The organism is Microcoleus sp. AT3-D2 (genome assembly GCF_036705715.1).
GTDB lineage: Bacteria > Cyanobacteriota > Cyanobacteriia > Cyanobacteriales > Microcoleaceae > Microcoleus.
The window spans coordinates 145,239-159,448 of the sequence record NZ_JAUBVE010000001.1 but is presented as its reverse complement, the minus strand read 5'-3'; the positions used below and the strand labels follow the sequence as shown (position 1 = coordinate 159,448).

9 protein-coding genes and 1 tRNA gene are annotated in these 14,210 nt (G+C 46.0%); 4 read left to right on the top strand and 6 right to left on the bottom strand.

Going from position 1 to position 14,210, the window contains the following annotated elements; all coding sequences use genetic code 11:
• Positions 1–112: 112 nt before the first annotated feature.
• On the bottom strand, positions 113–1,180 hold the full coding sequence (locus QUB44_RS00610) for an ABC transporter permease (RefSeq protein WP_333361811.1): 1,068 nt from the start codon (positions 1,178–1,180) through the stop codon (positions 113–115).
• Between the two features lie 153 nt (positions 1,181–1,333).
• Positions 1,334–2,467, bottom strand: coding sequence for an AI-2E family transporter (locus tag QUB44_RS00605; protein ID WP_333361807.1), 1,134 nt, complete (start codon positions 2,465–2,467; stop codon positions 1,334–1,336).
• 418 nt (positions 2,468–2,885) lie between these two features.
• Between QUB44_RS00605 and QUB44_RS00600 the strand changes: the two genes are divergently transcribed.
• A complete protein-coding gene (locus tag QUB44_RS00600; protein ID WP_333361804.1) occupies positions 2,886–4,679 on the top strand; it encodes an efflux RND transporter periplasmic adaptor subunit in 1,794 nt (597 codons plus the stop codon).
• A 38-nt stretch (positions 4,680–4,717) separates the two neighbouring features.
• On the opposite strand, the gene QUB44_RS00595 is transcribed toward QUB44_RS00600, so the two are convergent.
• Together QUB44_RS00595 and QUB44_RS00590 are read right to left on the bottom strand one after the other, a co-directional pair.
• Positions 4,718–5,899, bottom strand: coding sequence for a transposase (locus QUB44_RS00595; RefSeq protein ID WP_333361801.1), 1,182 nt, complete (start codon positions 5,897–5,899; stop codon positions 4,718–4,720).
• A gap of 196 nt (positions 5,900–6,095) precedes the next feature.
• Positions 6,096–9,854 (bottom strand): chemotaxis protein CheB, encoded by a 3,759-nt coding sequence (locus QUB44_RS00590; protein ID WP_333361798.1) that lies wholly within the window; start codon positions 9,852–9,854, stop codon positions 6,096–6,098.
• Between the two features lie 832 nt (positions 9,855–10,686).
• On the opposite strand from QUB44_RS00590, the gene QUB44_RS00585 reads away from it, so the two are divergent.
• Positions 10,687–11,040: a HEAT repeat domain-containing protein gene (locus QUB44_RS00585; protein WP_333361795.1), complete on the top strand. Its 354-nt coding sequence runs from the start codon at positions 10,687–10,689 to the stop codon at positions 11,038–11,040.
• A gap of 62 nt (positions 11,041–11,102) precedes the next feature.
• Positions 11,103–11,174: transfer RNA gene (locus QUB44_RS00580), tRNA-Gly, on the top strand.
• A 14-nt stretch (positions 11,175–11,188) separates the two neighbouring features.
• On the opposite strand, the gene QUB44_RS00575 is transcribed toward QUB44_RS00580, so the two are convergent.
• Positions 11,189–11,479: a hypothetical protein gene (locus tag QUB44_RS00575; RefSeq protein ID WP_333361792.1), complete on the bottom strand. Its 291-nt coding sequence runs from the start codon at positions 11,477–11,479 to the stop codon at positions 11,189–11,191.
• Positions 11,480–11,660: 181 nt separating this feature from the next.
• Entirely contained in the window at positions 11,661–12,896 is a 1,236-nt protein-coding gene (locus tag QUB44_RS00570; RefSeq protein WP_333361789.1) for a tyrosine-type recombinase/integrase, read from the bottom strand.
• A gap of 204 nt (positions 12,897–13,100) precedes the next feature.
• On the opposite strand from QUB44_RS00570, the gene trhO reads away from it, so the two are divergent.
• A complete protein-coding gene (trhO, locus tag QUB44_RS00565; protein WP_333361787.1) occupies positions 13,101–14,048 on the top strand; it encodes an oxygen-dependent tRNA uridine(34) hydroxylase TrhO in 948 nt (315 codons plus the stop codon).
• The last annotated feature ends 162 nt before the right edge of the window (positions 14,049–14,210 follow it).

The following is a 14,210-nucleotide window of genomic DNA, read 5'->3' as shown; positions in this document are numbered from 1 at the left end:
GGGGCGGGTTTTTTAGTTCTGGGAATTGATGATATAAATTTGGGTGAACCCGCCCCTACAAATATTTGAATTCCCCATTACCGATTCCCACTTACCAATTACCCAGTCCCAATTACCTTTGAATGCTTCTCGGATCGAGAGCATCTCGCAACCCATCCCCCAATAAATTAAACGCCAAAACTGTCAAAATAATCAGTGTTGCCGGAGGCCAAACCAACCAAGGTTGCAACACTAAAATTGAAGCGTTAGTAGACAGGGATAGTAAATTCCCCCAAGAAGGATCTGGCTGTTGAATCCCCAAGCCAATTAAACTCAAAACCGACTCCGCCACAATAAAACCCGGAACCGCCAAAGTGGCAGAAATAATTACATAAGTTGCAGTTTGTGGCAACACGTGGCGGACAATAATATAAATTGGATTGGCGCCCATTGCCCGCGCCGCTTGCACGAATTCTCGTTGTTTAATTGACAGTACCTGACCGCGAATCACCCGCGCTAAACCCGCCCAATTGATAAATGAAGTAATCAGCACAATCAATATAAATCGCTGAGCACTTGTCAATCCCGGTGGCAATACTGCTGCTAGCGCTACTAATAAATAAAGACCGGGAATCGTCATCAATACTTCGGCAAAGCGCATTAAGATACTGTCAATCCAACTGCCAAAATAACCCGATATGCCTCCGATCAACAATCCCAAGGGAAAAGAAATTGCTATGCCAACTAAACCGATGCTGAGGCTAATTCTGCTGCCGTGTACTAAGCGACTAAATTGATCGCGAGCTTGTTCGTCCGTGCCTAAAATGTTAATTTGGCCTTCTCCTGTAGTACCAAACAGATGCCTGTCTAATGGCAAAACTCCTAAAAAATTATAGGAAGAACCTTTGACAAACAAACCGACAGCAGAGGGTTTTTGCCAGTCTACAATTACCTCGCGAGCGCCGGTATCCGCATCCACTGGGCCCTGAGTAGTCGGATAAACGTGGGGCCCGATAAATCGCCCGTCTGGGGTGGTTAAATAAATCTGAGTCGGCGGCAGCAATGAACCGTTTAATTGAGAGTCATAGGGGTCGTAAGGTGCCACAAATTCGGCAAAAAGTGCGACTGTATAAAAAATTAACAGTAGCACGGCTCCTAACCGAGCTAGAGGATTTTTTCTAAGATTTTGCCACCATTTCATAATTTTTTAGGTTTGAGATTTTTAGTTGGTTCGTAGTAAAGACTAAAGTTCTTTGTAGAGACTTTAGTCTTTTCTTAATGGACTCAGCAGCCAAAACTTAATTCCTGACTTATAAAAGTTGTCATAACTGAATTACTTACTACAAAAATTAGACTACTTTTGTTCATCTGCGACCAAGATTATTCTACTTTCCTCTTCTGGTATTTTTCCCAACTCCTCGCCGCTAAAAGGATTGTAGAAAAACGAGCCTGTTTGCGGTGGCAATTTGGGATTGAGTACAATTTCTACTATACTTTTTACAACCCCAGTGAGCGGAATTGCCAGGATAACTCCCAACAATCCTCCCACTCTACCTCCTAACAACAAAGCTGTGAAAATAATTACCGGGCTCAATCCGGTGAGATTGCCCATGATTCGGGGAGCTACTAAATTATCCTTGATTTGCTGGAGACCGATCGCCACTACCAACACTTGCAGCGCCAGCCACCAATCAATAAACGCTACAATTATACTAACAGTGCCAATTCCCAAAGTTGCTCCAATAAACGGAATTATTTCCGTCAATCCTATAAATACCGCAAACAACAGAAAAAACGGAACTTGCAGCCACCAAAAAGCCAGACTCAACGAGATGGCCATAAATAGTCCCAGCAATAACTGTCCCGATACGAATCGCTGGAGGTTTCGCTGCAAAGTCTCTGTTAAAACATAGCGAATGTCTGGGGAAAAAATGCTGGTCAAACCCTGCCACACTCTTTGCCCGTCTAGGAGCATATAAAAGGAAATCACCACAATAAAAATTAAGTCCAAAAACCAGTTAACAGTACCTACAACTAAGCCTAAACCCGTACCGGCGATCGCCTGGACTTGTCCCTGGACTCTAGCTGACAGTTGCTGCTCCAATATTTGCACGTCAAACGGTAAATTGCGATCGGCACTCCAGGCTTGAAATTCAGCTAGCTGCAGCCGCCCCGACTCCAGCAATTCCGGCAACCTCACCCCCAACTGGCTCGCTTGGTTGAACACCGGCGGCACAATAGTTAAACCGATTACTACTACTATCACACCCGCAGTTAAATAAACCAGCCCTGCTGCTACTCCCCGTGGCAAAAATACTTGCAGTCTTTTTACTGCATAATTTAATAAAAATGCAATGAGTCCCGCGGTTACTAAAATGCTGACCAGTTCCCCAACATAGCTGACAGCAGTTAGGGTAAACCATCCCGTTACTAGCACTAGCAGCCAAGTAATTAGAAACTGTTGGAGGGGAGAAAAGAGACTACTCATTTTGATTTTTTTAAATAAAGTCGCACAAATTTTTCAAGAGATGTGCCGTATTATACAGTAAACACATGAGAGTATAGATTAGGAATAATCAGTTCAAGATTAGACTGACTTTTCTGAGCATTGATAGATAGTTGATGCCCAAGCCACTTGGGGAGAGACAATGCCAGTCCGATCGACCCCACGCTCGGAAATCACGCTCATATTCAGTATGCCCCAGAGGCAGATCAAATTAAATGTCATCGAACAAACTTTGATCAAATTTAATCAAAATCGCTCTTCTCAGGTGAAACGCCGCCACACTCACCCAAAAGGAGGAAGCGTTAATCCAGAGGCCCTCCGCTACAATGAACTAAATAATATCGTAATCTTTCTTTACAATATACAAAAGCACAGGCTCATACTGGCGAGAGGAACTACCGTGACTAATCAAGTTTTTTCAGAAGCCGAAGAAAAGCAACCCCTTCCCCCCGTGGAGAGCGGGCGCGACAGGAACTCAGCAGTGGATGTAGCTGAAAGTGAAGTCTCAGACAACTCTCGCTGGCAATTCTCCGCTGACGAAGATGAACGAGAAGTTGCGCTGGAAGTTCCAGAAATCGAGGCGGAACAAGTTTGGGAACCAGAAGCAACTGAAGTTGGGCCCCACAAAGAAATCAGGTGGCCTGCCTTGTTGGCGGGCGCAGGGATTGGTGTGGCTGCAACGTTGCTAGCAGTAAACTTGACTGGGGGGAATCAGAGTTCGCGTCCCGCAGCTCCAATTCCTTCGGTAACTCAGCAGGCGACGGCTCCGACTGTGACAGTGGCGCCTGTGGAATCTGCCCAGGTGGGTGAAACTCTGGAAGCGACAGGCACCGTAGCAGCCTATGACTTGCTGCCAGTGCTGCCACAAGCCAACGGTTTGCAAATCAAGCAGGTGTTGGTGAATGAAGGGGATGCGGTAGAAAAAGGTCAGACGATGGCGGTTTTGGACGATTCGGTGCTACGATCGCAAATTGCCGAAGCGCTGGCGGGAGTACAATCGGCCAATTCTACCGTAGAACAAGCCCAAGCTCAGGTACAGCAAGCCGAGTCAGCCCAACAAGAAGCCCAAGCCGGCGTTGCTCAAGCCCAAGCTGGCGTTGAAAAAGCCATTGCTGACGCAGCGCAAGCCAAAACAGGCGTCGGGCAAGCAAGGGCCGGTGTGGAACAAGCTAAAGCCGGTGTCACTCAAGCTAAAGCCGGCATTGCCTCCGCTCAGGCTAAATTAGATCAAGCTCAAAGAGAAGTAAATCGCACCCAAGATTTGGCGAATCAGGGAGTAATTAGTCAGCAAGATTTGGAAAGGCGAAAGACGGAACGGCAGACTGCTGTTCAAGACTTGAACAAAGCTAAAGCTGACTTGAATACAGCTTTGCAAGAACAGAATAAAGCAGCGGAAGAAGTGCAATCTTCTCTTGCTAGAGTAGCTACTGCTGAAGCTAATATCAGTACGGCTAGAGCGGCTCTCGCCAGCGCTCGTGCTAAAGTGAATACGGCCGGAGCGAGTGTTAGCAGTGCCAGAGCAAATGTCGGAAATAACGCAGCAAGTGTCCGCAGCAATGATGCACAAGTCAAACAGTTACAAACTCAACTAGAACAAACAATTGTTCGAGCGCCCGATAGTGGCACTGTAGCTGAAAGAATTGGTCGAGTTGGCGATGTTTCTTCGGGAAGTCAAAAACTATTTTCGATTATTCGGGGCAACAAGCTGGAACTACAATTGAAAGTGCCGGAAACTCAGATTTCGCAAGTGCGGCCGGGAACAGCAGTGCAAATTACTTCGGATTCTGACAAGCGGATTAAGTTGTCAGGAACTGTGCGAGAGATTTCGCCGGTAGTTGACCCGCAAAATCGGCAAGCTACGGTGAAGATTGATTTGCCGACAAGCGAGTTTTTGCGATCGGGAATGTTTTTGCGCGCATCCATTTCGACGACAACGGCTCAAGGTTTGAAAGTCCCTGCTAAAGCTATTTTGCCGCAACCTGACGGCAGTTCTCTGGTTTATAAACTTGTGGGCGAGGACAAGGTGCAGGCTCAACCGGTGGAAGTCGGGGAAATTTCCGGGGGTGCTGTGGGCGATTTGACTGCTGCTAAGGTGGTGGTTAAAAAGGGTTTGAAGGCGGGCGATCGGGTGGTTGTTACTGGGACTGGTTTTCTTAAGGATGGCGCTGAGGTTAAGGTTGTTGACACTCCCTGACCTGAAGGCGCAGGGATTCTTGGATCATCCAGTCGAACTTATCTCTGTTTGGTCACCAGCAGCGAGTAGAGATCGGTCTGTCCCCCAGCGTGAATTCCGGTGTGCCCCACCGTATTTAAATTGATTCCTGCCTGCTTCAAACCCTTTACCAAAATGTTTTTTCCGGCATTGTGATCACGATCTAACACCGCACCACAACTACAAATATGGGTTCGAGTTGACAGAGTTTTCTTGACTAGGTTTCCACAATTTGAACAATCCTGGGAAGTGTACTGAGGTGGAACAGCAATTACTGTTTTGCTGTACACTTTTCCAAAATATTCCAACCATTGAGCAAACAATGACCACGCCACATCGCTAATTGATTTAGCGAGCTTGTGGTTTTTAACCATGTTCCGCACCTGAAGTTCTTCGTAGGCTACGAAATCGTTAGATTTCACCGCGCACAACGCCGTCTTTATGGCGAAGTCTTTACGCTGCCGACTAACCTTTAGGTGCTTTCTTCCTAACTTGTTGATCGCTTTTTTCCGGTTTCTGGAACCTTTCTTTTTCCGAGAAACTCGCTTCTGCAATCTCTTCAAAGCTTTTTCACTTTTTCTGAGATACCGAGGATTAGGAACTGTTTCACCGTCGCTGTCAGTATAGAAGTGGTTTAACCCGACATCTATGCCAATAAATTTACCAGTAGAAACGGATTCCTCTTTTCGTTCAACGTTGATGCAGAATTGGGCGTAGTATCCGTCGGCACGACGCACAACGCTGATTCGTTTAATCTCATCGGGCGCATAGAAATGCAAATCCCGACTGCCGATTAACTTAAATCTCCCAGCAGCAAAACCGTCCTTAAATGTTAGACATCTTTTGTCGGTAGAAAGCGCCCAACCGGATTGCTTGTACTCAACGGAACGAGTATGTTTCTTGAACTGTGGATATCCCTTTTTTCCGGGTTTTTTCGTTTTGCAATTAGCAAAGAAACGTTGGATAGCAAAAATGGCACGTTCCGCTGAAGCTTGACGTGCCGTCGAATTAAGCTTGCCCCCCCATTCAAACTCTTTTGCCATAACCGCGCATTGTTTGTACAGGTCTACTAGCTTAATCCCTTGATTGTCTACCCAATGTCTAAGAGTTTTATTTCGGACAAATTGAGCCGTCCGAATCATGTCGTCTATGATTCGATATTGTTCCGCTTTGCCCTTCAACTTAAACTCTAAAACTATCATTAGAATAGTCTCTCACTTTTGCTAAAACTTTTACTTACAAGTCTGTATATTTAATAATTCTTCATATTACTTATAATTAAAGCCGTCCTATAAGGACGGGGCTTTAGACCCAGTTTCTTGGTAAATAGTTATATCGATTCCGGTTGCACCGTCCGTCATTGTCAGCAATCAACAGTCAACAGTCAACAGTCAACAGTCAACTATCATGGATATCTGTTCGTAGCGGCAACCTCACGGTAAAGGTTGCCCCTTGTCCCTCACCCGCACTTGCTGCACAAACTGTACCGCCGTGGAGTTCTACTAAATGACGGACGATCGACAGTCCTAGCCCCAATCCTGAGTCTCTGCGAGAGTAGCTACTATCCGCCTGACGGAAGCGATCGAACACATAGGGGAGAAAATCAGGGGGAATGCCCTTACCAGTATCGCTAACTTGGATTTGAGCCATTCCATCTATGTAGTCTAATGTGATGTCAATCCTTCCTCCGGCTGGGGTGAATTTAATCGCGTTTGAAAGTAGATTCCACACCACTTGTTGTAAGCGACTTGGATCGCCCAAAATCTTTGGTTTTAAATGACTTAGCCTGGATTCAATTTTAATATTTTTGGCTTCTGCTGCGAAACGAATTACCCCGATCGCATTTTCAACCAGTGGATTGAGCTCAACTTCAGAAGCATTGAGCCGAAATTGGCCTGTGGTAATCCGCGAAACGTCTAATATGTCATCGATGAGCTGGTTTTGTGCTTTGGCGGCGCGCTCGATCGTTTTTAGCGCCTCGTCGGTTTTAGCCTTGTCAAATTTTTTCAGGCGCAGCAACTGTGCCCAGCCAATCATTGCATTGAGCGGCGTCCGCAGTTCGTGAGAGAGGACGGACAAAAACTCATCTTTGACGCGGTTGGCCTCCTCAGCAGCCGCACGAGCCAATTGTTCTTGAATCCGAAGGCTGCGTTCTGTCTCCAACTGTTTTTGCTCGGTGATATCCTCGATCGCCAACAGAATCATATGTGTATCGCCCACCGGAGGCATTTTGCGCCCATTGAGTCGCATTATTTTATGCCCGATCTCCTCAAAGTCATGCTCGACCTCAAAATTTTGAAACTGGGGATTACCTGCCAGAATTTCTTTGAGGAGCGATCGCAACTTGGGAATATTCCACTGTCCATTACCCAGATCGAAGACTGAGCGATGCTCTGTTTCGCTCGGCGCCACCTGAAACGTCTCGTAGAAAGAACGATTGGCGGTGAGCGCCTGCAGGTTGAGATCTAACACTAGCAACGGTTGCACCACGGTATCCACGATCGTTTCGGCGTAATTTTTCGCTTCCATCAAATGCTGGGCGCTCACTTTTAGATCGTTGATATCGACCAACATCAGCACAACCCCATCAATCTTGTGGTCGAGCGTCCGGTAGGGTCGAATGTGCAGATCGTACCAACGACCGTCTCGATCTTGAACCTCCTGAACTTTCATATTGAGCGTGCGGATCACGTCTAAAATTGGTTTCTCTAAGTCCGGTATCAGCAACTTGTGAGTGATGTCGCTGAAAGACCGCCCGACATCGCTAGAAATCAAGTTGAAGATACCTTCGATTGCGGGAGTAAACCGGCGGATTCGCAGGTCGCCTCCGAGCATCAGGATCGGAATATTGATGCTGGCCAGCAGATTCTCTAAATCGTTGCTCACCTGAGTGGATTCAAGATTGCGCCGCTGCAATTCGTCATTAATCGTGTTGAGTTCTTCATTGGTTGCCTGAATCTCTTCTTTCGCCGTTTGGAGTTCCTCATTCATGCTTTGCAACTCTTCGTTGCTTGACAAAATCTCTTCGTTGGCGGCTCTCAAATCTTGATTAGCGGCTTGATGTTCTTGGACGATCGCTCCAAGATGTTCTTTAGTGGTTTTCAGTTCCTCTAGCAGCCTTGCAATCTCCTGATTTTCAGCCTGTGAAGGATCAGAGTTGACTCTACCATCGTCAGCAGCAGGCCTTGCAGAGCTCGGAAACTCGTCTTGAAACAACACTAAAAAATAGTCTTTTGCCACAGATCCGGCTTGGAATGGAATCACATTAATTCCGACCTGCCGGATGATCTCGCCATCTTCAACTTCCAACCCTGCCCGTGCGATCGATTGCTTCTGCCGTGAGGCTTCTTGAATTGCAGTTGCCAGTTCCAAGCGCAATCCTTCTTTTGCCATTCTCAGCAAGTTAAAGCTCGCCCTACCGGGAGCCAGTTTTAGGTAGGAATTCGTCTGTCCTCGAAATTGCAGAATCTCGCTGGCTGTGTTAATCACGACCCCGACAGGGGCATAGTGATTCAAAACAATGCGATCGGCCTCTTTGTCAATTTCGATTTCGTCCATTTTTTCCGTTTGTTGCGGTGGAACGTTGGGGGGTGTCAGAGAATAGCTGCTAGCATTTAAATCCATGCTGAGCCAATGCGATAGCTGTTTTTTAGTATAAATTTTATTCTTTTTGTCGAATAGCGCAAACAATTCTGAAAACTCACCAACCGTTTCCGAAGTGCCTAACAGCAAAAAGCCCCCGGGCCCAAGCCCATAGTGGAACATTGGCAGCAGTTTTTTCTGCAACTGGGGTCCCAGATAGATCAGCACGTTCCGACAGGTAATCAAATCCATCCGGGAAAATGGCGGATCGCCGATCAGGTTTTGTCTAGCAAAGACGCAGAGTTCCCGCACGGGCTTAGCAATTTGGTATCCGCCCTCGACTTCGACAAAGAACCGATGTAGGCGTTCGAGTGAAATATTGGCGGCTTGGGCGTGGGTATAAAAGCCAGTGCGGGCGGTCACGATCGCATTTTCGCTGATGTCTGTGGCATAAATCTGAATCGGCAGGTTAATAGATCGAGCTGCTAAAAACTCTAGCAAGCAGATGGCCATCGAGTAAGCTTCTTCACCCGTTGAACAGCCGGCAATCCAAATTCGGATCGGTGTTTTCGGCGATTTATCTTTGACGATTTCGGGAAAAACATTGCTGCTTAAGGCCTCAAAGCTTTCGGGGTCGCGGAAAAAGCTGGTGACATGAATTAAGACATCATGATACAGCGCCGTTACTTCTGTCGGGGTGTTTTGGAGATATTCCGCATAATCTTCGATCCGTTCCAGCTTGTAGAGGAACATCCGCCGATATATCCGCCGCATCAAAGTGGTTTGCTTGTAGTAAGTAAAGTCAACTCCTGTATCCGCCCGCAGCAAACTGTAGATAATGGCGGTCGCATCTTTACTGCTGATCGCTCCTTCGCTGGTGATCGCATCTTTACTGGTGAGCGATTCTATCAAAGGCCGATCGCTCATGTAGGGATGACTGCCGATCTCTGCTATTTTCTGGGCAATTTGTTTCGGTGGCAAGATAAAGTCTACCTGACCCGTAGCCACCGCAGTATTCGGCATACTGCTAACCTGTGCTGTGTCTTCACATTGGGCAAAAGTAATACCGCCCGCGGCCTTAATCGCTTTTAACCCTTGGGCACCATCGCTGTCGCCTCCGGACAAAATGACGCCGATGGCTTTGTTCCCCCGTTCTTGGGCGAGGGAAAACAGAAAAATATCGACGGACATAAATACGCCCTTTCCTCTGCCGCGAGGCGTTAGCTTCAGCACTGATTGATCGACGATGGTCATGCTGGCATTCGGGGGAATAACGTAGACCTGATTCGGTGTTATCACCATCCCATCTGTCACCTCATGCACGGGCATCTGGGTCGATCGAGCCAGAATCACACTCAATACACTTCCGTGACTCGGCAACATATGCTGAATTATTACAAACGCCATGCCGGTATCGATCGGCAAATGGCTCAGTAATTCCATAAAGGCATCCAATCCACCTGCAGATGCTCCTATTCCGACTACAGGAAATAAGTCGTTTTGATTGTTCTGCTTTTGAGCAGTTTTGATACCAGCTTTAGGTCGAGATTTCTTGAAATACTTATTACGACTCATTTTTTTGACGAGATATATTGCTAGCGGCGTATTATAGTTATTTTGCTTGTGTATTTTTGATATATATATATATATCAAAATGAATAAATGAGTCATCTACCTGCCGATATAATCTCTACGCGAACTCGGTCGGTGCGCTCAAGCGATTTTAAAATCCTTATTTTGGAGTTCCCTTTCCTAGTGGGGGACTAGATTGAAACGGGAAATCCCTTATAAATTGTACTAATTGTACTGTTAAGAGTAAAGAATCAGTGAACTTTCCAGATTCTGCGATCGTAGCAATTCTATGAATGTTTGCGATCGAGTGGAGTTCCCTAAATGCCGCAACTCATCAATAAACTTCCCACCGGAATCTTTTGGACTCTTCTCAAGCAACAGAACACCATACAGAACAGTAATTAATCTCGTTTTTATGCAGGTTGTGGCGATTAAGAGGGGGATAGCTTCGCTTCACGCAAATTCGCTAGCGCCGCGTCGATATAAATTATCTCTGGATTATTTTTTTGACTCATTCATCACTGCTTGCTGGGGCATTTTTACCTTTTGATTCCTTTCCCGAGTATCGTCGATTAGCGGTTGCCAATATTGATCAAATTCAGCAATTACTTTCTGAACTTCTTCTGGTGTTGAAGTTTGAGGCTGTTAATTAGCAGACACAATCTGATAACAGAATTTTTTTTTATTTTCCCAAAATCCGGCGATTTGTGCTAAAACTTTAAAGAAAAGTAACAAAAATATATTTTAATTGACTTAGAGAAATTAGGGAAATCCAAGCAGCGCTGCAAAGTTCGGATTCTCAAGACAGGCTGCCGGGGGTAACGGCTGTGAGAAAGTGCGACTCTGCGGTGGTGCGATCAATGTTGGTGAGGAAAGTGAAGGATGGGGAGTTTATGGTGCGATGTTCGTGGGGATGGGATGGCGGCAGACTCAAAGTGCGGAAGCTTTGGCGGCGCTGTTAAAAATGATGCTGTTCGATCGCGATCGGAATGTGCCTGCAGAAGCCGCTAACTCTTTGTCAATGTTCGGAAGCGAGGCGATTGCTCATTTCGTGGCAGCTTTTCGTTGCGATGACAATTTGCTCGTCCGCCACAGTGCATGGCTCCGCTGTGCGATCGGCTGCCGCCCAAAATTGATTGTCAAAATGCTATACTCAAAATCAGAAAATAGTTGTATAATGTTTTTCTAGTCGTTTTTTACCGATCGGCCTCCCAAGTCAAAAAAGGTGAAAACAGGTAAAAAACACTAAGCGCGGGCGTAATTCAGTGGTAGAATGTCAGCTTCCCATGCTGAACGTCGTGGGTTCGAGTCCCACCGTCCGCTTGTGCGAAGAGTATTTAAAACCCTTGAGGAATCAAGGGTTTTGGCGTTTCTAGGGCTGGTTCTCTGTGGTTGCACGGGATGTTTTGGAGATAAATATCGGGTTTTGGATAGCTAGTTGGAGATAATTTGGAGACAATTTGGAGACAATTTTGACTGTCTCCAAATACAGATGGGGTCGATCGCCTAGCTCTGCAAATACGTCCAGCACCGCCACTATATAGCAGTCCTAAATCAGTCGCAAAATTAATCGAGATCAGAATCCTTGTAGTGCAAGCATCTTTCTCGCGTAGGGTTTTGCAAATCATTTAGAATTGTTAGATCCGCCAATTCCGCCCTGGACTTTTTATGATTGAGCGCAACAGGTCCAACCTTTGATAAACTTTTTCGGCTGGTGGCTTAGGTGTCGGACCTTTGTCTGGGTCTTTGTCCGTCTTCGAGCTAGCTAAATCTTCCTCAAATGACCCTAGAATCAACATATTAATAGCATCAAAGGGGGCGTAAATGCTCCAAAATCTTGCCATCCAAATACACAGAATTAATTACTTTCTCCGACGTATCACACCACTTAGCCACAACGGCACTCGGTACGCCTTTACCAACCTGCTCGCTAATAAAAGTATCCCGACAAGAATAAGGGGTGGTGGTTTTGCGGTCTTCTTCAAACTCGCGAGTTTTCTCAGTAATTGGATCAACCAACTTATGCCACGTTCGTATAGTGAAATTGCTGTAATTAATCGCCCCGCCCTTCTTGGGTGAGGGAAAAACCAGACTGTTGTTGTCCGTCAAGTTTTCCCGCTCAAGCTTTCTTAAAAACTCGCTCAATTCCTGATTACAAGGAAATTTGCGGCGCTTGTTATTTTTACTACCATCAACCCTAGTTTCCATCCCGCCCGGATGCTGTACACTGCCGTTAAACACAATGTGAGAAAAGTCAGTGGCAATATCGCGCCACCTCAAGCCAACACCCTCAGAGGGACGGCATCCAGTCATAAACCAAAACTGCACCAAAGGGTAATAGTAGCAAAGTTTTTGCCCTGAATAACCCCTACCGTTCCAATTTCCCCTGTGGTTCTTGAAGGCTTCTAATACCAACGCCTTTTCTTCTGGACTAAAAGCGTTCGGTTCGGGGTCACTTTGCCAGTTGTGTTTTGGCAAGTCGGCTGCCATTCCGTTAAAAGGAGAAGCGGACAACCTGGTGATAATTTTAAATTTAATCCCCCATTCAACCGCTGCATTTATATAAGTCAAGATTCGCTTAGTCATGCTGTTAGTAGTATCGCCTAGCAGCCACGCGCGTATTTGCAAAGCATCATCCTCGGACAAACTTTGGTAGGGACAGCGGTTAATATAAGCCTGAATGCTCGTTACTAAATAGTGAAAAGTTGTGGGCTTGACAGCAGGTTTTTTGAACTCTAAATATCTCTCAAACAATTTAGTTAGAGTCAGTTCGGGCTTGGACTTGATAGTCTCAACGACGGTCAAGTGAGTTTGCGACTTGTACTTTTTGAGGGTAGGGTCAAAACGCTCGAACTTGATGTCGGATTCAATCAGTTGGGCTTTAGCTTGTGCCAATTCCCAGTTTTCAGGGGTGTCAGGTAGGTTTAGGTACAGGTACTTGCGATCGCCCCCGTAAATCTGCCTGGGCAACTGCAAGCGCAACCTGCCACTGCGAGTCTGGACAACTACCGATCCTTTCTTGGCTCTACTAGACGTATCGGTCATGGTAAAATGCAAAAAGCAACAGGACAAGGCTAGCACTTTGGAGACAAAATAGGAGACAAAATTCAGCTTTGAGCATACAATCCTCTGCCAGCAGGCGGTTGCATGACCGATACTTACTCGTAAAGCTGAACGTCGTGGGTTCGAGTCCCACCGTCCGGTTTAAATTAATTTTCAAAATTCTAATTAGTCTTATCCATTCAATCTATGGCTTCTTTCTTAACCGCTGCTTTATATAAGTTCGTTGAACTACCTGATTTTGCTGAGCTGAAAGCACCGCTACTCGATTGTTGCAACAACAACAACGTCAAAGGCACTATCTTACTGGCTCAAGAAGGCATTAATGGCACTATTGCAGGCTCGTCCGAGGGCGTACACGCAGTGCTGGCATTCTTGCGTAGTGACCCGCGTTTTGCGGATCTGGTACACAAGGAATCTTTCTCGGAAAAAGCACCTTTTTACCGCCTGAAAATACGCTTGAAGCGCGAAATCGTCACGATGGGAGTACCGGACATTAATCCCCGCCTCATGGCTGGCAAATATGTTAAGCCTGATGAGTGGAATAAGCTGCTTGACGATCCCGATGTTGTCGTGGTTGATGTGCGTAACGATTTCGAGGTATCTATGGGTACTTTTGAAGGCGCTATTAATCCCAAAACAAAAAGCTTTTCTGAGTTACCTGAATGGGTGCTGCGAGAAACTGCTTTACGCAATAAACCCAAGGTGGCAATGTTTTGCACGGGTGGTATTCGCTGCGAGAAATCTACTGCTTTTTTGCGTAGTCAAGGTTTTGAGGAAGTCTATCATCTCGAAGGCGGAATTTTAAAATATTTGGAAACAGTACCGGAAGCAGAAAGTCGTTGGGAAGGTGAATGTTTTGTGTTTGATGAACGGGTTTCTGTTGGTCAGGACTTAAAACCGGGAAACTATGAACTTTGTCGCGGTTGTCGTCACCCGATTAGTCAGGAAGATAAGGCTTCTGAATTATTTGTACTTGGTGTGAGTTGTCCTCATTGTCATGACTCAAAAACTGAAACCAAAAAACAAGCCTTATCTGAACGTCAACGTCAGATTGAGCTTGCTAAGCGTCGCAACCAAGTACATATAGGCGCGCGCTACGATGGGAAGGAAAAAGTAGATGAGGCCTGCGACTAATAGTATTATTCACTAAGCTCAAAGAAACCCGGTTTCTACGAAAAATCTTGTTTGGCGACAAGAAATCTACGAAGAAATGGGGTTTCTGACCCGAAAATCCCGATCGTGCGATCGACTAATTATATCGTTTCCGGTTGCATCGGAATAATAAAATTGAGTCAA